The sequence below is a fragment of the Lysobacter cavernae genome (assembly GCF_042648505.1).
GTDB classification, from domain to species: Bacteria; Pseudomonadota; Gammaproteobacteria; order Xanthomonadales; family Xanthomonadaceae; genus Lysobacter_L; species Lysobacter_L cavernae.
In genome coordinates this window covers 61049-86078 of record NZ_JBHRXK010000008.1, presented here as the reverse complement: position 1 = coordinate 86078, position 25030 = coordinate 61049, and the positions used below count along the sequence as shown (strand labels likewise).

The window sequence follows — 25030 nt, the reverse complement described above, 5'->3', positions numbered from 1 at the left end:
CATATATCCAATGTATTAATGCGTTAATACATTATTCGAAACGCAGACAGGGCGTCAACCCGGTACAACGGCGGCCTCATCCACCCATCCCTGCCGTTAAGGAAAGCAGACCGACCGGTCGCCCTCCGGCGACGCGCCACTCACGCAATCCGTGGCAAACATGTGCCGCAGGCGTGGAGCACTCACGGCCTGACGCCCTGGCGACAGGGCCGAGTCGGCCGGCGACCGGAAGGGGAAGGCATGGAGCGGGGAGTTGGCGGGTTCTGTCTGTGCTGTGCATTGAGCCTGTGGCTGCTCGTCACCGGGCCGGCACAGGCACAGTCGACGTTGCAACTCGACCGCGACGCCACACAGCAGTCGCTGGCGCAGTACACCCGTTACTACCACGACGTGTCCGCCACGGCCGATCTCGACACGGCGCTCCAGTGGCAAAAGCATGATCGCTTCGCCCCTCTGCCCGCCGGCCGTAACGAATTCGGCTTCCAGCCCGGCGCGTTCTGGTTCCACACGCGGATCATCAACCACAACGACGCCGAGCCGCGCTGGCTGCTGGTGCAGAACTTCGCCCTCAGCGATCGTATTGACCTCTACATCCGCTATCCCGACGGCCACGTCGTGCACCAGACCGGCGGCGACAGCCTGCCGTTCCGCACCCGCAGCGTGCCCTACCGGCATCCGAACTTCTGGCTCGACCTGCCGGCCGCGCACCCGGTCGATGTGTTCATGCGCGTGCACAGCCAGAATTCGATGCAGGTGCCGCTGACGCTGTACACCCCGATCGCATTCGCCGAAATGCTGCGCGACGCACAGCTCGGCATCGGCCTGTATTACGGCATCCTGGTGGCACTGTTTTTCTACAACCTGGCGCTGTGGCTGATCCTGCGCGACGCCAGCTACGCCTGGTACCTGTTCCACCTGTCGGCATTCGGGCTGGTGCTGTTCACGCTCAACGGCCTGGGCTTCCAGTACCTGTGGCCGGACCTGCCATGGCTGGCCGACAAGTCGGTGCCGCTGTCGATCTGCCTGTCGCAGATCGGCGTGCAGCAGTTCACCCGGGTGTTCCTCGGACTGCGCGAACGCTGGCCCATGGGCGACCGCACCAGCCTGGCACTGATCGTCTTCTTCATCCTGCTTGCATTGGCCTCGGCCGCATTGCCCTACCGCGTCATCTCGCCGGTGACGACGACCTCGGTGCTGCTCAGCGTCGCCTGGATCGTGGCGGTCTCGATCGTCGTGCTGCGCCGCGGCTACGCGCCGGCGCGGCTGTTCCTGCTGGCTTGGGCGATGTTCCTGCTCGGCACTGCGATGTTCGCCGCGATTGCGTTCGGCGTGCTGCCGAAAAACTTCTTCACCGAGTACGGCGTGCAGATCGGCTCGGCGCTGGAGATGCTGCTGCTGTCGGTCGCGCTGGGACAGCGCTATGCGGCGCTGCGCAGCGAAAACGACCGGATCGTGCGCGAGTCCCGGGACCTGCTGGAGCACAAGGTGGAGCAGCGCACCGCCGAGCTGCGCAGCGCGCTCGGCCAACTCGAGGACGCGCACGCGCGCCTGCGCGAATCCAGCCAGCGTGACGGCCTGACCGGCCTGCACAACCGCAGTTACTTCCGCGACGGCTTCGAGACCCTGCTGCGACAAGCGCGCGAGCACGGGCGGCCGCTGTCGCTGCTGATGATCGACCTCGACAACTTCAAGCAGATCAACGACCGCCATGGCCACCTGATCGGTGACGACTGCCTGCGCTGGACCGCGCGCACGCTCGGCCAGGCGCTGCGTGCGCACGAAGCGCTGCTGGCGCGCTTCGGCGGTGAGGAATTCGTGGTCGCACTGCCTGGCCTGGACATGAAAGCAGCGACGCGGGTGGCCGAGGACCTGCGCCAGCACCTGCGCGACCTGCCCTGCCGCAGCGGCGAACTCAGCATCGTGATCACCGCCAGCATCGGCGTGCACGCCATCACCACCGTCACCCGCAGCGGCATCGACCCGCTGCTGCAGCTCGCCGACCAGGCGCTGTACCGCGCCAAGGCCGACGGCCGCGACTGCGTGCGCACCTCCGAGGCGGAGCCGGCCTGACGCCAGCCCGGCTCAGCTCAACTGCGCGCCGCTGCCAGCACCACGCCGTCGCGGACCAGTCGCACTGCGGTGGCGACTTCGCCATCGAGCGCGCGATCACGGTCGAGAAACGGAATCTCGGCACGAATCGCCGCATGCGCGGCGGCGACCGCGCGGCCGGGATGGAACTCCTCGGCCGCCGACAACTCGGCGCGCAGGCCCTCCACCTCGGCGATGAAGGTCTCGTAGTCGGCATCGGCAACCGGCCCGCCCTGCACCTTCGTCGCCAGCGCGCGCGCATCGGCGCGGTCGGCCAGGTCGCGCGCGGCATTGATCATGTCGCGACGCAGGTCCAGTGCCTGCGCGGCGGTGTACAGCTCCAGCGCCAACACCTTGCCGAGGTCATCAGCCATCGCCAGCACGTGGCGCGCCTCGTTGGCGCCCATCGAGACATGATCCTCGGCGTTGGCGCTGGTCGGTATCGAGTACACCGAGGCCGGATGCGCGCGGCTGGCCAGATCATTGACGATGGCGGCGGCGGTGTACTGCACGATCATGTGGCCGGACTCGGTCGCGTCCTCGTTACCGATCAGGAAGCCGGGCAAACCGTCGTTGGTGGCCGGGTCGACCAGCTTGTTGAGGCGGCGCTCGGAGATGCTGGCCAGCACCGGGATCGCCGCCTTGACATAGCTCATCGCCAGCGCCAGCGGCATGCCGTGGAAGTGGCCGGCCGAGATCACCTGCTGCTCGACGAAATCGGCCTTGGCATCGGGGAACACGATCGGGTTGTCGGTCAGCGCGTTGAGCTCGATCTCGAGCACGCGCGCGGCCTGTGCCACGGCATCGCGCACCGCACCGTGCACCTGTGGGATGCAACGCAGCGAGTAGCTGTCCTGCGGCTGGTGCTTCTTGCCGCCGCGGAACGGACGGAAGCGCGTATAGAACTTCTCGCGGCCGTGGCGCTGGCTGAGCGGCACCCAGTCCCAGCCGATGTCGAAGCGCAGTGCCTGCGATTGCGGGGTGTCCCAGCTCTGCGGCTGCCAAGCGCGGAACTTCGGCACCAGGTGGTAGGGAATGTCGGCCAGCGTCGAGCCGTCGAGCAGGCGGCGCAGGTTGGTGGCCGTCTGCACCTGGCCCGGGTGCGGACGCAGCGCGTGCACCTCCTCGGCAAAGGCACCGAGACGGCCGGCGAAGGCGTCGATGGTCATCGCCGCGGCGAGGTCGGCGGTATCGAGCAGTTCCTCCAGCCGCGCCAGTGCCAACACGCCGCACGCCAGCATCTGCGCGGTGCCGTTGTTCAGCGCCAGGCCTTCCTTGTAGGACAACGTCACCGGCGCCAGGCCGGCGCGCTGCAACGCCTCGCCACCGGCGATGCGCTCACCGCCATAGAACGCTTCACCGCCGCCCAGCAGAACGATCGCCAGGTGCGACAACGGCGCCAGGTCGCCGGAGGCTCCGACCGAACCCAACTGCGGCACCACCGGCACGATGCCGGCGTTGAGCATCGCCGTCAGCGCCTGCAGGGTCTCGACACGGATGCCGGAATGGCCACGCATCAGCGTGTTGATACGGATGCACAGCATCGCGCGCACGATCTCCGGTGCGAACGGCTCGCCGACGCACACGGCGTGGGTGACGATCAGGTTGCGCTGCAGCTCTTCGTGCAGGGTTTCCGACGACGGCCGGGCGCCGGGCAGCTGATCGCGCAGGTGATGCGCGCCGAGCAGGCGATCGGCGTTGCTGCCGAAGCCGGTGGAGACGCCGTAGATGGGCTCCTCGCGGCGGACCTGCTCAGCCAGGAAATCGGCCGCGCGCGCAACTGCCGGCAATTGCGCGGTGGAGAGCCCGACCTGCGCGCCGTAGGCCACGTCCACCAACTGCGCCCGCGTCAGCGAGCGGCCATCGAGTTGGATCGGTTTCATTGCTTTCGATTCCTCATAACTGCATACCACCTGGGCCTGCAACGCGGCGGCGCGCAGGCACTCCCCTGACGGTCTGATCACGACGGCGGCGCGTCAGCGCCCTGCCAAGGCGCGCGACTGCTCCAGCTCGACCCGCAACGTGCTGGCCAGCTCTTCGCGCGGCACGTCGAACTGCTCCTCGCGGGCCAGGTCCTTGACCGCGACCACGCCGCGCGCCTTCTCGTCGTCGCCGGCCAGCAACACGAAGCGGATGCCGGCACGCGAGGCGTACTGGAACTGCTTCCCGATCTTGCGTGCCTCCATCTGCACTTCGGTATTGATACCGGCAGCGCGCAGCCGTCGTGCGATTTCCAGCGCATCGGGCAGCGACTGCTCGTCCATCAACGCAACCATGGCCTGCACCGTGCTGCCCACCGCACCGCCGAGCAATCCGGCCTCGCGCAACTGCCAGAACAGCCGGGTCAGGCCGATCGAGATGCCGACGCCAGGCAGCCTGGACTTGGTGTAGTGGCTGGCCAGGTTCTCGTAGCGCCCGCCCGAGCAGATCGAGCCGATCTGCGGGAAGTCGTTCAGCGTGGTCTCGTAGACGGTGCCGGTGTAGTAGTCCAGGCCGCGCGCGATCGAGAAATTCAAGGCGTAGGCGCTCTCCGGCACGCCCAGCGCGCGCACCAGCTCCAGCACCTCGCGCAACTCGGCCACGCCTTCGCGCAGGGCGTCGTTGCCGCCACCAAGCGCATCGAGTTTGGCCAACGCATCGTCATGCGAGGTCGAGCGAATCTTGACGAAGTCGAGGATGGTCGCAACCGCCTCGGCGGACAGGTTGAAGCCCTCGCCGGTCAGCGTCTCGCGCACGTGCTCCTCGCCGCGCTTGTCGAGCTTGTCGACCTCGCGCAGCACCAACGCCTGCAGCTCGCCTTCGGCCACGCCCTGGGCCTCGAAGAAGCCGCGCATCAGCTTGCGGTTGTTGAGCTGGATGGTGAAGGCACCGATGTCCAACTCGGAGAACACCGCGTGGATCACCGCCGGCAGTTCGGCATCGAAGCGCACACTCAGCGCATCCTTGCCGATCACGTCGATGTCGCACTGGTAAAACTCGCGGAAGCGGCCGCGCTGGGCGCGCTCGCCGCGGTAGACACGCTGCATCTGGTAGCGACGGAACGGAAACGCCAGCTCGTGTTCGTGCTCGGCGACGTAGCGCGCCAGCGGCACGGTCAGGTCGAAGCGCAGGGCCAGTTCCGGCGTGCTGTCGCCGCCTTGCGACGCTTTTTCCAGGGCGCCGGTGGACTGGACGAAATAGACCTGGCGCTCGGTCTCGCCGCCGGACTTGGTCAGCAGCACCTCCGACAGCTCCATCACCGGCGTTTCCACCGGCAGGAAGCCGAAACGTTCGAAATTGCGGCGGATCGTGTCCAGCATGCGCTGGAAGGCGATCTGGTCAGGGGGCAGCAGCTCCATGACCCCGGGTGGGGTGCGCGGCTTGATCAAGCGGGACTCCAATGACGGCGGGGCGCGAGGCGGCCCGCAACAGGTGGAAAACCGTCCCAGTTTAGCGGTTGCGGCCGTCGCGACCCCAGCGGCATGAAGAAATTGCATTGCACCCCTTGCTCGGACCCGGGCGACTGGCTAGAATTTGCGGCCCAGCAGTCGGGGTGTAGCTCAGTCTGGTAGAGCGCTACGTTCGGGACGTAGAGGTCGCAGGTTCGAATCCTGTCTCCCCGACCATTTGCTGGAACCGATAAGGCCTTGAAAGCGCGACGCGTGCTTTCAGGGCCTTTTTCGTTGGCCTGGCCTATGGTTTGCCTTCCCGCGCTGCTTTCAGCCGAGCCACCAGGTCAGGCCACCATTGGCGAAGTACATAAGCACGCCGACCGCCATCACTTCATGCCAACTGCGCGAGACACGGATGCCAGTCCGTGCCGCTCGAGGCATGATGCGGCACTGTGCCGTACCCCAGTCGCACGCACCATCGACCCAATCCGCATGCCATTGACCGCCCAGCCCCTCCCGCACCACGGCCGCGACAGCCTGCTCCTGCTCACCTCCGACGGCGCCCGCGCTCAGGTCGGCCTCTACGGCGCGCAGGTCACGTCGTGGCAGCCAGTACCGGGGCGCGAGCGCCTGTACCTCAGTCCAAACGCCACGTGGACGACGGGCACCGCGATTCGTGGCGGCATCCCGGTGGTGTTTCCGCAATTCGGCGGACGCGGGCCACTTGCCAAACACGGGTTCGCACGCCTGAGCGATTGGCGCTTCCTCGGCATCGATGCCACCGCACTGGGCCAGCCCGCTGCCGTGCTTGAATTGAGCGACAGCGCCGATACCCGACGCCATTGGCCAACCCGTTTCCGCGCCAGACTGCACGTTGCACTGTCGGCCTCGGCGTTGCGCGTGGGCCTGGAAGTGCGCAACGAGGACACCGCTGCCGCCACGTTCACCACAGCCTTGCACACGTACCTGCGCGTGGACTCACTGGAGGGCACGGTGCTGGAAGGGCTGGAGCGCGCGCCCTATCTCGACAGCACCCGTGGTGACACACCCATGCCGGCGCAGGGCGAAGGCATCCGGTTCAACACGGAGACCGATCGCATCTACCCCGACAGCCCGCACGAAACGGTGCTGCATGGCCGCAACGGTCGCGTACGCGTACGCATGAGTGGCTTCAAAGACACCGTCGTCTGGAATCCCGGCGCGTCCCTGGCCGCCTCGATGGCGGATCTGGGCCCTGGCGAGCACGAACACTTTGTCTGCGTGGAAGCGGCCACGGTGATCGAGCCGGTGACACTGGCCTCCGGCGAATCCTGGTTGGGCTGGCAACAACTGGTCGACGAAAGCGACTGAGCTCCTGCCTCAATCGCGCATGTGCGACTCGGCGTGACGCACCTGCCCTTCGCCACGCACCACAAACCGCTCGATGGTCAGCGATTCCACGCCCATCGGCCCATAGGCGTGCAATCGCGTGGTCGAGATGCCGATCTCCGCCCCCAGCCCCAGCTGCCCGCCATCGTTGAAGCGCGAGGAGGCGTTGACCATCACCGCCGAGCTGCGGGTGCCGCGCACGAAGGCTTCGGCCGCCGCCGCGTCCTCGCTGGCGATCACTTCGGTGTGGTCGGAACCGTAGCGCGCGATGTGCGCCAACGCCTCATCGAGGCTGTCGACCACGCGTGCGGCCAGGATCAGGTCGAGGTATTCGGCAGCGTAATCGGCGTCGGTGACCGGCTTGACGTCAGCGGAGAGGACGCGGGTGCGTTCGCAGCCGCGCACCTCGACGCCACGCTGCGCCAGTCGCGCCAGCGCCATCGGCAGGAAGGTTGCGGCGATATCGCGGTGCACCAGCAGCGTCTCCAATGCGTTGCACACACCCGGGCGCGAAGCCTTGCCGTCGATCAGCAGATCCAGCGCCTTGGCTGGATCGGCGGCGCGGTCGACGTAAAGGTGGCACACACCCTTGTAGTGCTTGATCACCGGCACGCGCGCGTGTTCGGCGACGAAGCGGATCAGGCTCTCGCCGCCGCGCGGGATCGCCAGGTCGATCAGGTCGGACAGTTGCAACAGTTCCAGCACGTGCTCGCGTGCCGGGTCGGCCACGAGTGACACGGCCGCATCTGGCAACCCCTGCTCGCGCAAGGCCTGATGCAGGCATGCAGCGATGGCGGCATTGCTGGCGCGCGCCTCGGAGCCGCCGCGCAGCAGCACTGCGTTGCCGGCCTTCAGGCACAGGGCCGCGGCATCGGCGGTGACGTTGGGGCGGGCCTCGTAGATCATCGCGATCAGGCCGAGCGGCACGCGCTGGCGTTCGATCACGACGCCGTTCGGGCGTACTTCGCGGCGGGTCACCTGTCCCAGCGGATCGGTCTGTGCGGCGACTTCGCGCAGGCCCGTGGCCATTGCCGCGATACGCGCCTCGTCGAGCTTGAGCCGGTCGAGCATGGCAGCACCCAGGCCAGCGGCGCGGCCGCGCTCCAAGTCTTCGCTGTTCGCCGCGATCAATGCAGCGGCGTGGTGTTCCAGCAGTTGTGCCATGCGTTCGATCAGCCGCCGGCGGGAATCGCCATCGAGTGCCGCCATCACCAGCGATGCGTCGCGCGCACGCTCGGCAAGACTTCGGACGTAACCGCTCATGCCTTCACCTCTGGATCGACGACCAGCAATACCAGGTCGTCGCGATGGATCACCGACTCGCCGTAACGGAAGCCGAGCACGGATTCGATGTCGTTGCTGTGCCTGCGCGCGATCCGACCGATCTCCATGGCGCTGTACTGGGCCAGTCCGCGAGCGAATGGTGCGGCGTCGGCCCCGGTCGACACCACTTCGATCACATCACCGCGACGGAAGTCGCCTTCGACCGCCACCACGCCCCCCGGCAGCAGCGAGGCCCCCTGCCGATGCAGCGCCGCGGCGGCGCCGTCGTCGACCTGCAGTCGTCCCGACGAGGGGGCATGCCGCAACCACTGCTTGCGCGCGCGCAGGCGGTCGCCCTGGGGAAGCACCAGCGTGCCGTGCAAGCGGCCGTCGCCCAGCGCCTGCACGACGGCAGGATCGCGACCGCAGAACAACGCGGTCGGGATGCCGGCCGCGGTCGCTTTCGCTGCCGCTTCCAGCTTGGTACGCATGCCGCCGGTGCCCAGCTTGCCGGCGCCGCCGCTGGCGGCCAGCAGAAGCTCGGGCGTGATGCGCTCGACGCGGGCGATCGGGCGAGCATCGGGATCGCGCTGCGGGTGGGCGCTGTAGAGTCCGCCGATGTCGGTGGCGATCAGCAGCAGGTCGGCATCGACCAGCGATGCGACCGCCGCGGCAAGATTGTCGTTGTCGCCGAGCTTCAGCTCATCGACGGCGACGGCATCGTTCTCGTTGATGATCGGCAACGTGCCCAGGCGCAGAAGCTCGCGCAGCGTGGCGCGGGCATTGAGATAACGTCGGCGATTGCGCAGGTCGTCGTGGGTCAGCAGCACCTGCGCGACCGGGCGGTCGGAGAGCTGCTGCCAGAACCCCATCAGCGATGCCTGCCCGAGCGAGGCCAGGGCTTGCCGCAGCACCAGACTGTCGCCACCGGCGCCGATGCGGCCACGCCCGGCGGCCACGGCGCCCGACGACACCAGCACCACTTCGCGCTGCTGCGCGCGGGCTTCTTCGATGAAACGGGCAAGCCCCGCGGCGTAGCGTGGATCCAGTCCCGCTGCATCAGGCTGATCGCCAAAGCCGGCCAGCAGGCTGCTGCCGACCTTGAGCACGGCACGGCGCCAGTTCGGCAGCGATTGCGGGGAGAAGTCGGAAACGCTCATGGGCTCGGATCGGTAGCCCGGGTAAGGCCCTAGGCCGCATCCGGGTCGGCGGTAACTTGTCCGGGTGCGCTGCGCTTACCCGGGCTACTCATTGTGGATGGCGTGACCACGCCCGGCGATGAGGAAACCTCATGCCCTCATGCCGCAGCGAGCGCATCGAGCCGCTGCCGCAGCTCGCCCAAACGTAGGTCGGCAGCGGCGCCCGGCGACACGCGCGCGACCAGACTGGCTTCGGGATCGCCCTGCGCCCATCGCGCAGGATCGGCAGCCTGCTTGTAGGCCTCGCGGAACGGAAGCCCCGCGCGGGCCAGGTCCACGGCCAGATCGGTGGCGTACATCGACGGGTCGAGCGCTTCGCGCATGCGATCTGTCTTCCATTCCAGATTGCGCAGCAGATCTGGCAGCAGCTCCAGCGCCCCCAGGCCACGGCCGAAGGCATGGAAGATCGCCCCCTTGGAGAACTGCAGGTCACGGTGGTAGCCCGACGGCAGCGACAGCAGCTGCTCGATCTCGGTGCGCGCAGCGGCGGCGGCCGAATAGCTCGCGCGCATCAATTCAATGACATCGGGGTTGCGCTTGTTCGGCATGATCGAGCTGCCGGTGGTGTATTGCGCCGGCAGCGCGACGAAACCGAACTCGGCGCTGGTGAACAGGCTCAGGTCCCAGGCCAGGCGGCGCAGATCGAGCAGCGCCGACGACAGCGCCTCGATCGCCGCCATCTCGAATTTGCCACGCGAGATCTGCGCGTAGGTCGCCGCGACCTGCATGCGGCCAAAACCGAGTGCCGTGGTGGTGTGATCGCGCGCCAAGGGTAGGTTGACGCCATAACCGGCCGCACTGCCCAGCGGATTGGCGTCGACCCATTGCAGCGTCTGCAATGCACGTTGCGCGTTGTCGATGAAGCCCTCGGCCCAGGCCGCCCACCACATGCCGAGCGAAGACACCATCGCACGTTGCAGATGGGTGTAGCCCGGGAGCGGCACGCCCTGCTCGGCTACGGCGCGGGCCAGAGCGACCTGCGCAGTTTCGCGGCAGGTCGCCGCCACGCGCGCCAGGCGGTCCTTCAGCCACAGGCGCGTGGCGACCAGGATCTGGTCGTTGCGGCTGCGCCCAGTGTGGATCTTCTTGCCAGCGTCGCCGAGGCGTTCGACCAGGCGCGACTCGATCGCCGAATGGCAGTCCTCGTACTGCTCGTCGAGCACGAAACGGCCTGTGCTGAAGTCCTCGGCGAGCGTGCTCAGTTCGGTTTCGAGTCCGGCCAGTTCGTCGGTATCGAGGATGCCGATCTGCTGCAGGCCCTGCGCATGCGCGCGGCTGGCCTCGATGTCGAACAGGAAGAACTCGCGATCGAGGATCACGTCCTCGCCGGCGAGGAACTGCTGGATGCGGGCGTCGACCTTGACACCGGGTTTTTGCCACAACAGATCGGACATGACGACCTCTGACCTCGGAAACTGAATGTCACTCCCGCGTAGGCGGGAAGGACGGTTGAACATAACCTGCTCGTCTACTTCGGAATCCCGGCCATCTCGTCCAGACCGAACGCCAGGTTGAGATTCTGCAGCGCCTGCGTAGCTGCGCCCTTGAGCAGGTTGTCCTCGGTGGCGACCACGACCAGGCGCCGGCCCTCTGGCGACAACGTGAAGCCACCGAGCTCGACGTGATGGCGCCCGGCGATTCGGCTGACCCAGGGCGCTTCATCGCCAACCTCGACCAGCGGCTCGTCCGCGTAGCGATCAACATAGCGCGCCACGGCCTCATCGCGTGCGAAGGCGCGCGACAGCGGCAGGTTGGCAGTAATGGTCAGGCCGCGGAAATGCGGCGCCACGTGCGGAAGAAACTGCACCTCGTGGCCGAGCTGGCGCGTGACCTCGCGCTCGTGCACATGATTGGTCAACGCGTACGGCATCAGGTTGTCGCGCAGCTTGTCGGGGTCGTTCTTGTCCGACGGCGAAGTACCGGCACCGGAGTAGCCGGACACGCCGAAGCATTGTACCGGCCCAGCCAGCGCATCGAGCATCGGCACCACTGCCAGCTGCATCGCCGTGGCGTAGCAGCCAGGGTTGCTGATGCGACGCTGCCCGGTGTACTTCGCCCGCGTCAGTTCCGGCAGGCCGTAGTACCAGCCGTCATCGAAACGATAGTCGGCTGACAGGTCGACGATGACGGGGTCGACACCGGCCGCATCGAACGCCGCCACGCAGGCCGCGGCCTTGCCGTTGGGCAGCGCCAGCACGACGGCATCAGCGCCAAGCGACGGCAGCTCCTCATGCGCGGGCGAGCTGTAGCGCAGCTCGTTGCCGATGCGATCGGCATGATCAGGAAAGTAATCGGCCACGCGCTGGCCCATCAGTTCGCGCGAGGACACGAACGCGAGTGTGAAATCCGGATGCCCGGCGATCAGCCGGATCAGCTCCGCGCCGACATGACCGCGCGCACCGACGATGCCTACGGACTTAGTCACGCCCGCGTTCTCCCTTGTTTGACTGCAATTTGTGCATGAGGTTGCGCTTCACCGCCGGCCATTCGGATCCGATGATCGAGAACACCACGGTGTCGCGCACACTGCCATCGGCATGCCGGCGGTGGCTGCGCAGCACGCCATCCTGCTTCGCCCCGAGCCGCGCGATGGCGGTGCGCGAGGCGTGGTTGAACCAGCTGGTCTCGAATCCCACGCAGATACAGCCCAGCGCCTCGAAGGCATGCGTGAGCAACAACAGCTTGGCCTCGGTGTTGAGGCCGCTGCGCTGCACGCGCGGCGCGTACCAGGTGTAGCCGATCTGCACCCGCGGCACCGTGGCGTCGAGGTCGTAAAAGCGGGTGCTGCCGACGATCGTGCCGTCGCCGTCTCGCACGACGAACGACTGCGCCGTGCCCTGCGCCTGCATGTCGAGCGCGGCGGCGATGTAGTCATCGACCTGCGTCGGCGCCGGCACGTTGGTGTACCACAGGCGCGACAGCTCGCCGTCGTCCAGCGCCGCGCGCAGGCCGTCGGCGTGCGCGGGCTGCAGCGGCTCCAGCGCAACGTGGTCGCCGCTCAGGGTCGGCGTGGCGGTCCAGTTGGAAGCGTCGTTCGTCATCAGCAATTACCGGGGTCTGGGTTCCGTCATTCCCGCGCAGGCGGGGATGACGATTAGTCCTTCAACGTCGCCGTCCGCTCCGAGCAATGCTCGACGCAGCGGGCGATGTCGCCAAAGCCGTCCAGGCCGTACCAGAACACCTTCCACTTCTCCTGCTTGAGGCAGCCGTCGGACTCTGCGTAGTAGAACGGGTTGACCGCGTTGCCGTGGCGCGAACGCCAGAACAGGCGCGGGTTCTGCTCGCGCATCACCTGCCACACGGCGCGCCCCAGGCCCTCGCCCTGCGCTTCGTCGAGCACGGCGAACTTGTCGAGGTAGATGCCGGGATCCTCGGCTGTCAGGATCACCGCCGCGCGGTAGTTCTCGCTGACATAAGCACGGTGCAGCGTGGTGCGCTCGAAGTAATCCGGCATCAGCCTGCGACCGAAGGCGGACTCGATGAGACCACGCAGGCGCTCCAGGTCGAGCTCGTCCCATCGAGTCACCTGCAGCACGCGCTCGCCGCGCCGCACCAGCGTGCCCGAACCCTTGTGGGTGAACAGCTCCTTGGCAAGTTCCGCTGGCTTGGTGATCGATACCGACGAGGTCAACGGCAGCTTGTCGAGCAGATCCTTGATCTGCTCGATCTTCACCCGCATGCCGCCATTGATCCACGGTTGTGCCATCAGGTGCTCGTACTCGGTCGACAGGTTGATCGAATCGATCACCTTGCCGGCGTCATCGAGCAGACCTCCGGTGCCTGTCAGGAACACGATCTTGTACGGCTGCAGCACCTGCACCAGCTCGTTGGCGGCGAAGTCGGCATTGACGTTGAGGATCTGCCCGCTGGCGGTTTCGCCCAGGCTGGCAATCACCGGGATCGAGCCGGCGCGCAGGCTGGCCTCGATCGGCGCCAGGTTGACGCGCTTGACCTCGCCCACCAGGCCGTAGGTGTCACGGTCGAGGTATTCCGACTCGAACACACCCGACACGATCGAGGTCGCACGTGCGTCGAATGCCTGCAACGCTTCGACCAGCTTGAGGTTCTGCGACTGGAACACACGCCGCACGATCGCCAGCGCTTCCGGCGAGGTCACGCGCAGGCCGTTGACGGTCTGCTTCTGGATGCCGGCGGCGGACAGTTCCTCGTCAAGCTGCGGGCCGGCGCCGTGGATCACGATCGGGGTCAGGCCGACGTCCTGCAGGAAGGCGAGCGAGGAGGTCAGCGCATCCAGGTCGTCGCGCAGCACCGCGCCGCCGACCTTGACCACGGCGAAGCGCTTGGCGTCGAGCTGGGAGAAACGCTTGAGGTACTGCGAGATTTCCTTCGCGCTGGCCATGCTCGAGAGCAGGCGCACGATAGTCTGGCGGGTCTGGATGTCGCGTTGATCGTTCATGTTTAAACGTAATCGGTGTTTTTGTTGTATCGGCTTCGGATCGGCGGGCTTCAAAAGCTCACGTCGGTTCGAGGATGCGGACGATGGAGTCGGTGTAACGCTGCAGTTGCTCCAGCGACACCCATTCATCGGCCGTGTGGGCCTGGGCGATATCGCCGGGTCCGTAGACGATCGCGGTGAGGCCAGCGGCGGAGAACAGCGAGGCCTCGGTCCAGAAATCGACCGCGTTGCCGATCGGCAGGTGCAGCCCGTCGGCCAAGTCGCGTGCTTCCAAACGGCGCTGCTCGGCATCGGCGATGTCGCCCGACGGCAGCGACGGGCCGCGGAAGGTCTCCTCGTAGCGTTCGATCGCGCCGGCCTCGACCAGCGTGCCGAAGTGTTCGTGCAGCGCGTCGATCGACATCGACGGCAGCGGCCGGAAGCCGAAGCGAAGCTCCGCGCTCGGCGCGATCATGTTGGCCTTGATCCCACCTTCGATCTTGCCGATATTGAAGCGCAGCCCAGTGAGTCCACCAAAACGCTGATGCGCCTGGCTCTCGACGAAATCGAGCGCGCCACCGCCCCAGCGGATGGCCTGGTGCAAGGCGCTGGCCTGCATCGCATTGGCACCAGACGCGTGGCCGGCAACGCCTCGGAAGCGCAACAGCACCGAGCTGATGCCACGGTGTGCGAGCACGGCCTCGCATTGAGTCGGCTCGGCGACAATCACCTCCTCGAAACCATGTCCGCTGGTGAGAAAACCCGCGATGCAGCGCGGATCGTTGGCCTCCTCGTCGGTGGAGAACAGGAACGCGGCATCGCCCTGCGTCACTGACGCGGCGGTCAGCAGGCCGGCGGCAGCGCCCTTGATGTCGCAGGCGCCCAGGCCGATCGCGCGGTCGCCGGTCACGCGCAGCGTGTGCGGATTGGCGCTCCAGGCCTCCGACGACGGCACCGTGTCCAGATGCACGTTGAACAGCCGGCGCGGATGGCCGCGCACGGCCAGCATCGACACCGCGCCGTCGCCGTGGTCGGTCACTTCGATGCGGAAACCGTCGAGCTGCGAACGAAGGTAGTCGAAGATGCCGCCGGTGCCGATCGCACGCGGCGGATTGCGGGTATCGAACGACACCAGCGTTTCCAGATGCTTGAGGGTTTTTGCGAGCATGTCTTGCCATTCTTGAAGGGAAGTCCCCCTCTCCCGCTTGCGGGAGAGGGGCTCTGCATCATTTGCGGTTCACTTCAGCCCATAGCGTGCTGCTCATGCCGAACAGCTTGATGAAGCCCTCGGCCTCGGCCACGCCCCAATCCGCTGACTGCGCGTAGGTCGCGCCCTTGGCATTGAGGATGTGTGGCGATTCCACCGCCACCGCGCCCACGCTGCCGCCGTGGGTTTCCAGCACCACGTCGCCGTTCACCGTGGACTGGCTGGATGCCAGGAACGCCTCCAGATCGGTCTTGAGTGGATCGTGGAAGAAACCCTCGTACACCAGTTCCACCCACTTGCGCGCGACCTCCGGCTTGAAGCGGTTCTGCTGCTTGCTCAGCACCGCCTCCTCCAGCGCGCGGTGCGCCGTCAACAGCGCGGCCAGGCCCGGCGCCTCGAAGATGATGCGGCCCTTGAGGCCGATCGTGGTGTCGCCGGTGTACAGGCCACGCCCCACGCCGTACTGCGCGAACAGGCCGTTGAGCTTGGCCAGTATCCTGTGGCCGTCCATCTTCTCGCCGTCGAGCGCAACCGCTTCGCCGTTGGCGAAAGTGATCTTCACGCGCAGCGGCTGCGTCGGCCATTCGCTACGCGGCTTGCACCAGCCCGCCGCGCCCTCGCCCGGCGCCTGCCACTTGTCGATCTCACCACCCGACATGGTCAGGCCCAGCAGGTTCTCGTTGATGGTGTAGGCCTGCTGCTTGGCGCGCACGCCGAAGCCGCGTTCCTCCAGGTACTTCTGCTCGTAGGCGCGGGTCTGGGTGTGTTCCTTCTGGATCTCGCGGATCGGCGCCACGATCTCGTAATCGCCCGACGCCTTCACCGCCAGGTCAAAACGCACCTGGTCGTTGCCCATGCCGGTGCAGCCGTGCGCGATCGCCCTGGTGCCGAGCTCGGCACAACGCTGCAGTGCGGCATCGACGATCAGGTACCGGTCGGACACCAGCAATGGATACTGGCCCTGGTAGCCCTCGCCGGCCCAGACGAACGGCTTGACGAAACCGTCCCAGATAGCCGGACCGCCGTCGACGGTGACGTGGCTGCTGACGCCCAGTTCGGCGGCGCGCTGCTCGATGAAGGCGCGCTCCTCGGCGTCGACGCCGCCGGTGTCGGCGAACACGGTGTGCACGTTCCAGCCGCGCTCCTGCAGGTAGGGCACACAGAAGCTGGTGTCGAGGCCGCCGGAGAAGGCGAGGACGATGTCTTGTGAGCGGTGATTCGTGATTCGTGATTCGTGATTCGTGGAGGCGGAGTGCTGCGACATGGGGGTTTTCCCTTTGGATATGGGGTATGGGAACGTGCTTTTACGAATCACGAATCCCTAATCACGAATCACGGATTGCGAAGCAAGCTGCGCCATGATGGCCTTCTGCACGTGCAGGCGGTTTTCGGCCTCGTTGATGGCGATGCACTGCGGCGAGTCCATCACCGCATCGGTGGCTTTCACATTGCGGCGCAGCGGCAGGCAGTGACTGAACACACCATGATTGGTCAGCGCCATCTTGGCCTCGTCGACGATGAAGTGCTGGTACTGGTCGCGGATGGGCTTTTCCGGCCCCCAGTTGCCGAAGAACGGCAGCGCGCCCCAGCTCTTGGCGTAGACGACGTCGGCGCCGGCGTAGGCGCTGTCGATGTCGTGACTGACGGTCAGCGAGCCGCCGCTTTCGGCGACGTTCTGCGCGGCCCAGCCCATGTAGCGCTCATCTAGGATGTACTGCGGCGTCGGGCACAGCAGGGTCACGTCCATGCCCATGCGCGTGGCGATGGTCAATGCCGAATTGGCCACGGCGGTGTTGAGCGGCTTGGGGTGGTAGGTCCAGGTCAGCACGTACTTCTTGCCGCGCAGGTCGGTGGTGCCGAAGTGCTCATGCAGCGCCAGGATGTGCGCCAGCTCCTGGCACGGATGGGTGATCGTCTCCATGTTGATGACGGGCACCGGCGAGTACTTGGCGAAGCTCTTGAGGACGATGTCCTCGCGGTCGTAGGCCCAGTCGATGAACTTCGGGAACGCACGCACGCCGATCAGGTCGACGTAGCGGCCCAGCACCTGGGCGACTTCGGCGATGTGCTCCTCGGTGTCGCCATCCATGACCGTGCCGAGGTTGAACTCGATCGGCCACGCGTCCTTGCCTGGCTGCAGCACCACGGCATGACCACCCAACTGGAACGCGCCCAGCTCGAAGCTGGTGCGGGTGCGCATCGACGGATTGAAGAACACCAGCGCGATCGACTTGCCCTTCAGCTGGTCGCCGAGCTTGCTGCGCTTGAACGCCGCCGCCTGCGCCAGCAGCGCATCGAGGTCGGCGCGCGACCAGTCCTGGGTGTTGAGGAAGTGCCTGGTGTTCGCAGTTGCAGTCATCGAGTGCGGTCCGGTGGTCAAGTCTGGTGGGTGGGTCGGGGGCTGCGCGGGCCGAAAAGCAAAAAAGCCCAGCGCGTAGGCTGGGCTTTTCGTATGTCACTTCGCGTGTTGCGAAAGCGTATGCGACCGTTACCCAGCGGGATGGCAGGGAAACGGTCGGCGCGCGCGCGAGGTCATGCCCGCCGCCATGTAGGCAGAGGTCAGCACGTCGGCGTCGGCGCGGTTGGGGTTCATGAGGGTGCGAATGCTCGCATGCACCCGCGGCGGGTGCAAGCATGGCGGGATCAACGGCTGCGCGGTGTCGGCACCACCGGGGTCACCGCGACCTTGATGCGCAGGCGGTTGCCGGGGTCCTCGGGCAGGCGCGAGCGGTATTTGGCGCCCTTGTAGACGTAGTCGACGTCGTAGGCGATCGGCCGGCGGAACTCGCGCTCGATGGTGACCGGGCGGCAATCGGCCGCCTCCCCGCCTTCCTTTTCCTGGCGGGTCAACGCCTCCTTGACCGCCCCGACCACCCGCGACAGGCGGGAATCCTCGGGGCGCGGCGTCTCTTCGCACTGCTGTTCGACGGCACTGGCCTTCAGCGTCTGGTAGACCGGCGTGACCCGCAACACCTGGGCGTAGTCGAAACGGACGTTCTCGGCCTGGATCACTGTGTTCTGCGCCAACGCCGTTCCTGCCCACAGGGCGAATATCAGGGTTGGCAGCAACAGGACAGAACGGTTCATCACGCTCGCGCAGTCAGATTTGTTCACAAATTGTAAGTGCTGCCGGTGCCGATGGCCTGAATCCCGCCTTAGGCTGGCCCGCGCCATGCCCAGACGACTGCCGCAGGCAAGGCCGCCGACGTGCCAGCGGCCACGGTCGGCCGCTAGAATGGCCGCAATCCCAGCGGTAACCCCATGAGCCTGCACCTTTTCAACAGCCTGACGCGGCGGGTCGAACCGTTCGTGCCGCTCGATCCCGCCCGCCCGACCATGTACGTGTGCGGGCCCACGGTCTACAACTACGTCCATATCGGCAACGCCCGTGGCCCGGTGGTGTTCGGGGTCCTGGCCGACCTGCTGCGGCGGCGCTTCGGCGGCCTCGCCTACGCCCGCAACATCACCGACGTCGACGACAAGATCAACGACGCCGCCCGCGGCCAGGGCGTGCCGATCTCGACGATCACCGACCGCTTCGCCGCCGCCTACCGCGAGGACATGGCGGCGCTCGGCGTGCGGGCACCGGACATCGAGCCGGCGGCCACCGCCCACATCGGCGAGATCATCGCCATGATCGAGCGCCTGATCGCGTCCGGTCACGCCTACGCGGCGCAGGGCCACGCCCTGTTCTCGGTGGCCAGCTTTGCTGACTACGGCAAGCTCTCGCGCCGCGACACCGAGGACCTGCTGGCCGGCGCCCGCGTCGACGTGGCGCCGTACAAGCGCGACCCGGGCGATTTCGTGCTGTGGAAGCCCTCCAGCGACGACCTCCCCGGCTGGGACTCGCCCTGGGGCCGCGGCCGTCCGGGCTGGCACATCGAATGCTCGGCGATGGCCGCTGCCCACCTGGGCGAAACCATCGACATCCACGCCGGCGGCGTCGACCTGCAGTTCCCGCACCACGAGAACGAAATCGCACAGAGCGAATGCGCCCACGGCGGCAAGGTCTTCGCCCGCTACTGGCTGCACAACGGCATGCTCAACTTCGGCGGCGCCAAGATGGCCAAGTCGGTGGGCAACATCCAGCGCGTACACGACCTGGTGCGCACGCACTCGCCCGAGGCCTTGCGCTACGCCCTGCTCTCGGCCCACTACCGGCAGCCGCTGGACTGGTCCGATGGGCTGATCGAGCAGAGCGTGCGCACGCTGGACCGGCTGTACGGAACGCTGCGCGACCTGGCCGATGTCGACGCCGCGGCGGTGATCCCGGCCTCGATCGAGGCCGCACTCGACGACGACCTCAACACACCGCAGGTGCTGGCCGAGATCGCCCGTATCGCCGGCGAGGCACGCAAGGCCGAGGCCCGCGCCGACAGGACCCGGCTCAAGCGCGACCTGCTCGGTGCCGGCCTGGCGCTGGGTCTGCTGCAGCAGACACCGACGGCGTGGTTCGGCCGCGGCGCCTCCAACGACGACGACGGCCGCATCCAGGCGTTGATCGACGAGCGCATCACCGCCAAGCAGGCGCGCGATTTCACTCGCGCCGACGCCATCCGCGACCAGCTTGCCGGTGAAGGCATCCTGCTGGAGGACACGCCGCAGGGCGTGCGCTGGAAAAGGGCCTGAGGGTCAGTCAATCCGCCGACCTCCTGGATCGTCATCCCCGCGCAGGCGGGAATGACGAGCAGATGACCCCACGCCAACTGCCGGCACGGCGTAAAATCCCATTGCAATGAACGCCATCGCCGCCCCTGTCAGCCCCTTCCCGATCGAGCCCAGCACCGCGCAGGCGCAGGCCGCGATCAAGGACGAGTTCGCCTTCTTCGGCGACTGGTCCGAGCGTTACCAGTACCTGATCGACCTCGGCCGCAAGCTGCCGGACCTGCCCGCGGAGTGGAAGACCGAGACGCACCGCCTGCACGGCTGCCAGTCGATGGTCTGGATCGTCGCAGAGGGAGACGCCGACCGGCTCGACTTCCACGCCATCAGCGACTCGGCGATCGTTTCCGGGCTGATCTACCTGGCGTTGCGCGTGTACTCCGGCCGCAGCGCCGCCGAGATCGCCGGCACGCAGGCCGATTACATCGCCGACATCGGCCTGGCCAAGCACCTCTCGCCGACCCGCAGCAACGGCCTGGCCGCGCTGCTGGGCTTCATCCGCGACCGCGCCCGCGAACACCTGTGAGCGCGCCAGCATGAGCCGGCCCGCATGAGCGTGCACCGGTGAGTGCCGAAGCCGCGGCCGGGCCTCCGGCGGGCGTCGCCATCCTGCTGCGCAACCGCGGCTTCACCGGGCTGCTGACCTATCGCCTGCTGGCGATGCTGTCCTACCAGATCGTCGCGGTCACGGTCGGCTGGCACGTCTACGAACTCACCCGCGACACCCTCGCGCTGGGCCTGATCGGCCTGGCCGAGGTGATTCCATATTTCTGTTTCGCGCTGTTCGCCGGCTATGCGGTCGACCACCTGCCGCGGCGCAAGCTCGGCATGTTCGCCTGCGTGGGCCTGCTGCTGACCACGCTGGTGCTGGCTGGCGTCGCCAGCGGCCGCCTTCCGGCCGGCGTGTCCGGCTTCGGCACGTTGACCATCTACGCCGCGATCGCGGTCAACGGTGTGGTTCGTGCGTTCCTCGCGCCGGTGTACATGTCGCTGTTCGCGCGCGTGCTCAAGCGCGAGCAGTACGCGCGCGGCGCTGGCGTCAGCAGCGTGGTCATGCAGAGCGGCCTGGTGCTCGGCCCGGCGCTGGGCGGCATATTGGTGGCCTGGGGTGGCAAGACCTCGGCCTACCTGGTCGCTGCGGCCTTCGCCGCCGCCGCTGCGATCGCTGTGATCAGCCTGCGCGTGACCGAGCCGCCGATGCCGGCCGAGCGCGCGCCGGTGTTCAAGAGCATCGGCGAGGGCCTGCGCTTCGTCTTCAACACCCAGGTCGTGCTCGGTGCGCAGGCATTGGACATGTTCTCGGTGTTGTTCGGCGGCGCGGTCGCGCTGCTGCCGGCTTTCATCAGCGACATCCTGCACTACGGCCCGGAGGCACTGGGCCTGCTGCGCGCCTCGCCGGCGGCCGGCGCGGTGCTGGTCGGGCTGTACCTGGCACGCAAACCGCTGCAACGCCACGCCGGACGGGTGCTGCTGATCGCGGTGGCAGGCTTCGGGCTGTGCATCATCGGCTTCGCGCTGTCGCGGCAGCTGTGGCTGTCGGCGCTGATGCTGATGCTGTCGGGCATGTGCGACGGCGTGTCGGTGGTGCTGCGCTCGACCATCCTGCAACTGGCCACGCCCGACCACATGCGCGGGCGGGTGTCATCGATCAACGGCATCTTCATCGGCTCGTCGAACGAGCTGGGGGCGTTCGAGTCCGGCCTGGCCGCCCGCCTGCTGGGGCTGGTGCCGTCGGTGATCTTCGGCGGCTGCATGACACTGGCGGTGGTCGGCGCGACCGCGAAGCTGGCGCCGAAACTGCGCCGGCTCGACCTGCGCGAGCTGCACTGATTCGTTCAGCCGCGTTGCCGGGCCCACTGCGCATACAGGTCGGCCTCGCCCTGCGGACACTCCTGCTGCACCGGTAACGATTGCTCGCCCGGCGGCAAGGCCATCTGCGCGTACACCGGTGCGGTCGACAGCCCGTACGGCGCGCCGTCTTCGTTGGAATAGGCGTAGTGCACCGCGCTGATGCCGCACAGGTGCATCGCCGCCAGGCACATCGGGCACGGGTAGCCGCTGGCGTAGATCACGCAGCCGTCCAGGCGTGGGCTGCGCAGCCTCTGTCCAGCCTCGCGGATCGCCAGCAGTTCGGCGTGCGCGGTCGGGTCGAAGCTGTCGTGGATGCGGTTGCTGGCGCGCGCGATGATCTCCCCGTCACGCACCAGCACGGCGCCGAACGGACGGCCGCCGGCGGCGATGTTGGCTCGGGCCAGGGCGATGGCCTCGCGCATGAAGCCGGTGTGTGCGGTCGTGGCGGTCGGGTCGGAATTCATCGGTCTGGCGGCAACAAGGGCGGGATGCCCAGCATGCCCAATCCACGTCAAATCGGCGTGGACCGACCTTGGCCGCTGGCCAGACAAACAAGGTGACCGCGGCACTGGCGCGCTGCGCACACCACACAACGCAAAAGCCCGGCCGGAGCCGGGCTTTGCGAGCGTTGCCGTACGCGGAGCGCACGACCGGCGGAACCGGTGGCCGGGGCTCAGTCGCCCATCTGCTTCTGCAGATGCTCCCAGCGCTCCTGCGCATCGATCGTGCGCTCGGCGGTGAGGCGCGCCTCCAGGCGCTCCAGGCCGATTTCCTCGCCGGTATCGACGCAGAAGCCGTAATCACCCGAGTCGACGCGCTTGAGCGTGCTGTCGATCTTGCTGATCAGCTTGCGGTAGCGGTCACGGGTGCGCAGCTCCAGCGAGTTTTCGGTCTCGCGGGTGGCGCGCTCGGCCTCGTCGCCGACGTCACGGACTTCGTCCTTGAGGTTCTCGATGGTCTGCTTGGATTCCTCGACCAGATCCGTGCGCCAATGCAGCAGGCGCTGGCGGAAGTATTCGAGCTGAAGCGGGCTCATGTACTCCTCGTCGGCGGACGGCTTGTAGCCGTTCGGGACGATCGGACGCCCGCTGGCATCATCGGTTTTGTACGGCACGACTTTGGCCTTGCCTTTCGGCGCGGGCGCCTGGGGCTTGGCGGTGACGGCGACGGCAACTTTGCCGGTCGGCCGCTGGGCAGGTTTGGACACGGGGGTGCTGACGGCCGCGGCTTTCTGCGCTGGCGCCTTGTTGGATGCGGTTTGGGTCACTGGACTCTTGGCAACTTCTGGCTTGCTGACGGCCTGCGCCACCGGTGCGGTCTTGGTGGCCGGGCGGGCTGCGGGTTTCTTGACGATGGTCGGCTTGCTGGCCGGCTTGGCGGCAACAGGCTTTCCTTTGGCTGGGCTCGCGACGGGTTTCGCGGGCACGGCCTTCTTGGCGGGGACTGCTTTCTTGGGAGCGGCTTTCTTGGCGACCGGCTTCTTGGCCGCAATCACCTTCTTGGCGGCCGGCTTGGCCGGCTTCTTTACTGCGGGCTTCTTGGCGACGACCTTCTTGGTCATGGCCTTTCTGGCCGGGGCGGCCTTCTTGGCCACGGGCTTTTTCACCGCCACCTTCTTGGCGACCGGCTTCTTGGCCGTGGATGTCTTCGCTGCGGGTTTGCTGGACACGGCCTTCTTGGCGGCCGGCTTGACGGTCTTCTTGGCGGCCTTGGCGGCCTTCTTCGCGGTTTTTTTCACTGCCACGAGCGACTTGTCCTTGTGTTCCCTGAGGACCTTTGAACGGGGTTCAAAGGTTGCGTGGGCCAAGCATGCCCCACTCGGTGAGCTTGCATGCAAGTGCCGGATCGCCACTGCGGGGCCGAACCTGCAGACCGGTCTCGCGGTGTCCGACCCAGCCCATGCTGCACCGGTCGAACCATACATCTTGTGACGGGAAAGCGCGCTGTTATACCCTGCCCCGGCACCTGCGGCAACCGCACCTCAAGTGTTTGACCGCATTAAGGAATCGTGATCGACCGTCTGTTCATTGCCCTGCTGCGCGGCTACAAGCGGTGGCTCAGTCCGCTGCTCGGGCCGCGCTGTCGCTTCCACCCGACCTGCTCGGAATACGCGATGCAGGCGATTGCCCGATTCGGCACGATCAAGGGCAGTTGGCTCGCCGTGCGGCGGGTACTGCGCTGCCATCCCCTGCACCCCGGCGGGCACGATCCCGTGCCCGAACCGCCCCACGGAAACTCCTCATGTCATCGACATTGATCGTCAACGCCCGCCTGGTCAACGAAGGTCGCGAGTTCGACGGCGACCTGCGCATCGACGCCGGCCGCATCTCCCAGATCGGCAGCGGCCTGAGCGCGCGCAGCGGCGAAACCGTGGTCGACGCCGCCGGTCGGCGCCTGCTGCCGGGCATGATCGACGACCAGGTCCACTTCCGCGAGCCCGGCCTGGAGTACAAGGCCGACATGGCGACCGAGTCGGCCGCTGCCGTGGCCGGTGGCTTGACCACGTTCATGGACATGCCCAACACCACCCCGCCGACGCTCGACGCCGCCGCGCTGGAGGACAAGTACCGCCGCGCCGCCGGTCGAGCCTGGGGCAATTACGGTTTTTACCTGGGCGCCAGCAACGACAATATCGCCGCGATCCAGACCCTGGACCCGCGCACGGCGCCCGGGGTGAAGGTGTTCATGGGCGCTTCCACCGGCAACATGCTGGTCGACGACCCGGCCGTGCTCGATGCGATCTTCCGCGACGTGCCGACGCCGATCATCACCCACTGCGAAGACACCCCGATGATCGACGCCGAACTGGCCCGCTACAAGGCCAAGTACGGCGACGACATCCCGGCCGCGTGCCACCCCGACATCCGCTCGCGCGAGGCCTGCAAGAAGTCGACCGAGCTGGCGATCTCGCTGGCGCGCCGGCACGGCACGCGCCTGCACGTGCTGCATATCAGCACCGCCGACGAGTTGGCCCTGTTCGAGGCCGGCCCACTGGTCCGCGCCGACGGCAGCCGCAAGCAGATCACCGCCGAGACCTGCATCCACTTCCTGCGCTTCGACCGCGCCGACTACGCGCGCCTGGGCCACCTGATCAAGTGCAACCCGGCGATCAAGGACCCGGCCGACCGCGAGGCGTTGATCCGCGCCGTCGCCACCGACGTGATCGACGTGCTCGCCACCGACCACGCCCCGCACACGCTGGAAGAAAAGGCGCGGCCCTATACCTCGGCGCCGAGCGGGCTACCACTGGTGCAGTACGCGCTCAACGCCGCCCTGGAGCTGGTCCATGAAGGCCGCCTCACCACCGCCCAGGTCGTGCAGAAGTTCGCGCACGCGCCGGCGCAGCTGTTCGATGTCGAGGGCCGCGGTTTCCTGCGCGAGGGCTACGCGGCCGACCTGGTGCTGATCGACGACACGCCTTTCACCGTGCAACGCGAGGACGTGCTGTCCAAGTGCGGCTGGTCGCCATTCGAAGGCACCACGTTCCATTCGCGCATCGCCTCGACCTGGGTCAACGGCACGCTGGCCTGGGACGGCCGTCAACTGATCGGCACACCGCAGGGGCAGCGCCTGGCGTTCACGCGATGAGGGCACCGGCAACGTGGGTGTTGCTGCTGTTGATCGT

At 67.1% G+C, this 25030-nt stretch carries 21 protein-coding genes and 1 tRNA gene; 8 read left to right on the top strand and 14 right to left on the bottom strand.

Translation table 11 applies throughout. The annotated features are described in order from the left end of the window. Positions 1-279 precede the first annotated feature (279 nt). Positions 280-2070 (top strand): sensor domain-containing diguanylate cyclase, encoded by a 1791-nt coding sequence (locus tag ACFOLC_RS14470; protein WP_386759962.1) that lies wholly within the window; start codon positions 280-282, stop codon positions 2068-2070. Between the two features lie 17 nt (positions 2071-2087). On the opposite strand, the gene ACFOLC_RS14465 is transcribed toward ACFOLC_RS14470, so the two are convergent. Together ACFOLC_RS14465 and hisS are read right to left on the bottom strand one after the other, a co-directional pair. Next, positions 2088-3971, bottom strand: coding sequence for an HAL/PAL/TAL family ammonia-lyase (locus ACFOLC_RS14465; protein ID WP_386759961.1), 1884 nt, complete (start codon positions 3969-3971; stop codon positions 2088-2090). 93 nt (positions 3972-4064) lie between these two features. Next, entirely contained in the window at positions 4065-5456 is a 1392-nt protein-coding gene (gene hisS, locus ACFOLC_RS14460; protein WP_386759960.1) for a histidine--tRNA ligase, read from the bottom strand. Between the two features lie 160 nt (positions 5457-5616). Here hisS and ACFOLC_RS14455 point away from each other — a divergent pair. Beyond that, positions 5617-5693, top strand: a tRNA-Pro gene (locus ACFOLC_RS14455). A 258-nt stretch (positions 5694-5951) separates the two neighbouring features. Continuing rightward, complete coding sequence (locus ACFOLC_RS14450; protein ID WP_386759959.1) at positions 5952-6809, top strand: D-hexose-6-phosphate mutarotase; 858 nt, start codon at positions 5952-5954, stop codon at positions 6807-6809. A 9-nt stretch (positions 6810-6818) separates the two neighbouring features. Here ACFOLC_RS14450 and ACFOLC_RS14445 read toward each other — a convergent pair whose 3' ends face one another. From ACFOLC_RS14445 to ACFOLC_RS14400, 10 genes are all read right to left on the bottom strand, one after another. Then, on the bottom strand, positions 6819-8090 hold the full coding sequence (locus ACFOLC_RS14445; RefSeq protein WP_386759958.1) for a glutamate-5-semialdehyde dehydrogenase: 1272 nt from the start codon (positions 8088-8090) through the stop codon (positions 6819-6821). Next, positions 8087-9250 carry a glutamate 5-kinase gene (gene proB, locus ACFOLC_RS14440; RefSeq protein ID WP_386759957.1) on the bottom strand — a complete coding sequence of 388 codons (1164 nt, stop codon included), beginning with the start codon at positions 9248-9250 and terminating at the stop codon, positions 8087-8089. Before proB ends, ACFOLC_RS14445 begins: the two co-directional genes overlap by 4 nt. A gap of 137 nt (positions 9251-9387) precedes the next feature. Beyond that, positions 9388-10683: an argininosuccinate lyase gene (gene argH, locus ACFOLC_RS14435; protein ID WP_386759956.1), complete on the bottom strand. Its 1296-nt coding sequence runs from the start codon at positions 10681-10683 to the stop codon at positions 9388-9390. Positions 10684-10757: 74 nt separating this feature from the next. Next, complete coding sequence (gene argC / locus ACFOLC_RS14430) at positions 10758-11714, bottom strand: N-acetyl-gamma-glutamyl-phosphate reductase (RefSeq protein ID WP_386759955.1); 957 nt, start codon at positions 11712-11714, stop codon at positions 10758-10760. Further along, positions 11707-12330 carry a GNAT family N-acetyltransferase gene (locus ACFOLC_RS14425; RefSeq protein WP_386759954.1) on the bottom strand — a complete coding sequence of 208 codons (624 nt, stop codon included), beginning with the start codon at positions 12328-12330 and terminating at the stop codon, positions 11707-11709. The genes argC and ACFOLC_RS14425 overlap by 8 nt, the downstream gene beginning before the upstream one ends. Positions 12331-12383: 53 nt before the next feature. Continuing rightward, positions 12384-13706: an acetylglutamate kinase gene (locus tag ACFOLC_RS14420; RefSeq protein ID WP_386759953.1), complete on the bottom strand. Its 1323-nt coding sequence runs from the start codon at positions 13704-13706 to the stop codon at positions 12384-12386. A 58-nt stretch (positions 13707-13764) separates the two neighbouring features. After that, positions 13765-14853, bottom strand: a complete 1089-nt coding sequence (locus tag ACFOLC_RS14415; protein WP_386759952.1) for an acetylornithine deacetylase — start codon at positions 14851-14853, stop codon at positions 13765-13767. A 58-nt stretch (positions 14854-14911) separates the two neighbouring features. Next, the gene (locus ACFOLC_RS14410; RefSeq protein WP_386759951.1) at positions 14912-16156 is read right to left on the bottom strand and encodes an argininosuccinate synthase; all 1245 of its coding nucleotides are present in this window, start codon (positions 16154-16156) and stop codon (positions 14912-14914) included. A 57-nt stretch (positions 16157-16213) separates the two neighbouring features. Further along, entirely contained in the window at positions 16214-17251 is a 1038-nt protein-coding gene (locus ACFOLC_RS14405; RefSeq protein WP_386759950.1) for an N-acetylornithine carbamoyltransferase, read from the bottom strand. Positions 17252-17535: 284 nt separating this feature from the next. After that, complete coding sequence (locus ACFOLC_RS14400) at positions 17536-17979, bottom strand: hypothetical protein (RefSeq protein WP_386759949.1); 444 nt, start codon at positions 17977-17979, stop codon at positions 17536-17538. A gap of 174 nt (positions 17980-18153) precedes the next feature. Here ACFOLC_RS14400 and cysS point away from each other — a divergent pair, with 174 nt between their 5' ends. The 3 genes from cysS (at position 18154) to ACFOLC_RS14385 (ending at position 21384) form a co-directional block, all read left to right on the top strand. Beyond that, positions 18154-19521 (top strand): cysteine--tRNA ligase, encoded by a 1368-nt coding sequence (gene cysS / locus ACFOLC_RS14395; RefSeq protein ID WP_386759948.1) that lies wholly within the window; start codon positions 18154-18156, stop codon positions 19519-19521. 106 nt (positions 19522-19627) lie between these two features. Next, complete coding sequence (locus ACFOLC_RS14390; RefSeq protein ID WP_386759947.1) at positions 19628-20080, top strand: SufE family protein; 453 nt, start codon at positions 19628-19630, stop codon at positions 20078-20080. Between the two features lie 38 nt (positions 20081-20118). Further along, positions 20119-21384, top strand: a complete 1266-nt coding sequence (locus ACFOLC_RS14385) for an MFS transporter (protein WP_386759946.1) — start codon at positions 20119-20121, stop codon at positions 21382-21384. Positions 21385-21389: 5 nt separating this feature from the next. Here the strand turns inward: ACFOLC_RS14385 and ACFOLC_RS14380 are convergent, their stop codons facing one another. Both ACFOLC_RS14380 and dksA read right to left on the bottom strand, forming a co-directional pair. Beyond that, entirely contained in the window at positions 21390-21869 is a 480-nt protein-coding gene (locus ACFOLC_RS14380) for a nucleoside deaminase (RefSeq protein WP_386759945.1), read from the bottom strand. Between the two features lie 209 nt (positions 21870-22078). Then, complete coding sequence (gene dksA / locus ACFOLC_RS14375) at positions 22079-23149, bottom strand: RNA polymerase-binding protein DksA (RefSeq protein WP_386760021.1); 1071 nt, start codon at positions 23147-23149, stop codon at positions 22079-22081. Between the two features lie 264 nt (positions 23150-23413). Between dksA and yidD the strand changes: the two genes are divergently transcribed. Then, the gene (gene yidD, locus ACFOLC_RS14370; protein ID WP_386759944.1) at positions 23414-23662 is read left to right on the top strand and encodes a membrane protein insertion efficiency factor YidD; all 249 of its coding nucleotides are present in this window, start codon (positions 23414-23416) and stop codon (positions 23660-23662) included. After that, a complete protein-coding gene (locus tag ACFOLC_RS14365; RefSeq protein ID WP_386759943.1) occupies positions 23647-24993 on the top strand; it encodes a dihydroorotase in 1347 nt (448 codons plus the stop codon). Before yidD ends, ACFOLC_RS14365 begins: the two co-directional genes overlap by 16 nt. Positions 24994-25030 lie beyond the last annotated feature (37 nt).

Coding starts and splice junctions, on each gene's coding strand:
- ACFOLC_RS14465 (WP_386759961.1), bottom strand. CDS start 3,971: ATGAAACCGATCCAACTCGATGGCCGCTCGCTGACGCGGGCGCAGTTG.
- ACFOLC_RS14450 (WP_386759959.1), top strand. CDS start 5,952: ATGCCATTGACCGCCCAGCCCCTCCCGCACCACGGCCGCGACAGCCTG.
- ACFOLC_RS14445 (WP_386759958.1), bottom strand. CDS start 8,090: ATGAGCGGTTACGTCCGAAGTCTTGCCGAGCGTGCGCGCGACGCATCG.
- proB (WP_386759957.1), bottom strand. CDS start 9,250: ATGAGCGTTTCCGACTTCTCCCCGCAATCGCTGCCGAACTGGCGCCGT.
- argH (WP_386759956.1), bottom strand. CDS start 10,683: ATGTCCGATCTGTTGTGGCAAAAACCCGGTGTCAAGGTCGACGCCCGC.
- ACFOLC_RS14425 (WP_386759954.1), bottom strand. CDS start 12,330: ATGACGAACGACGCTTCCAACTGGACCGCCACGCCGACCCTGAGCGGC.
- ACFOLC_RS14420 (WP_386759953.1), bottom strand. CDS start 13,706: ATGAACGATCAACGCGACATCCAGACCCGCCAGACTATCGTGCGCCTG.
- ACFOLC_RS14415 (WP_386759952.1), bottom strand. CDS start 14,853: ATGCTCGCAAAAACCCTCAAGCATCTGGAAACGCTGGTGTCGTTCGAT.
- ACFOLC_RS14410 (WP_386759951.1), bottom strand. CDS start 16,156: ATGTCGCAGCACTCCGCCTCCACGAATCACGAATCACGAATCACGAAT.
- ACFOLC_RS14405 (WP_386759950.1), bottom strand. CDS start 17,251: ATGACTGCAACTGCGAACACCAGGCACTTCCTCAACACCCAGGACTGG.
- ACFOLC_RS14400 (WP_386759949.1), bottom strand. CDS start 17,979: ATGAACCGTTCTGTCCTGTTGCTGCCAACCCTGATATTCGCCCTGTGG.
- cysS (WP_386759948.1), top strand. CDS start 18,154: ATGAGCCTGCACCTTTTCAACAGCCTGACGCGGCGGGTCGAACCGTTC.
- ACFOLC_RS14390 (WP_386759947.1), top strand. CDS start 19,628: ATGAACGCCATCGCCGCCCCTGTCAGCCCCTTCCCGATCGAGCCCAGC.
- ACFOLC_RS14380 (WP_386759945.1), bottom strand. CDS start 21,869: ATGAATTCCGACCCGACCGCCACGACCGCACACACCGGCTTCATGCGC.
- ACFOLC_RS14365 (WP_386759943.1), top strand. CDS start 23,647: ATGTCATCGACATTGATCGTCAACGCCCGCCTGGTCAACGAAGGTCGC.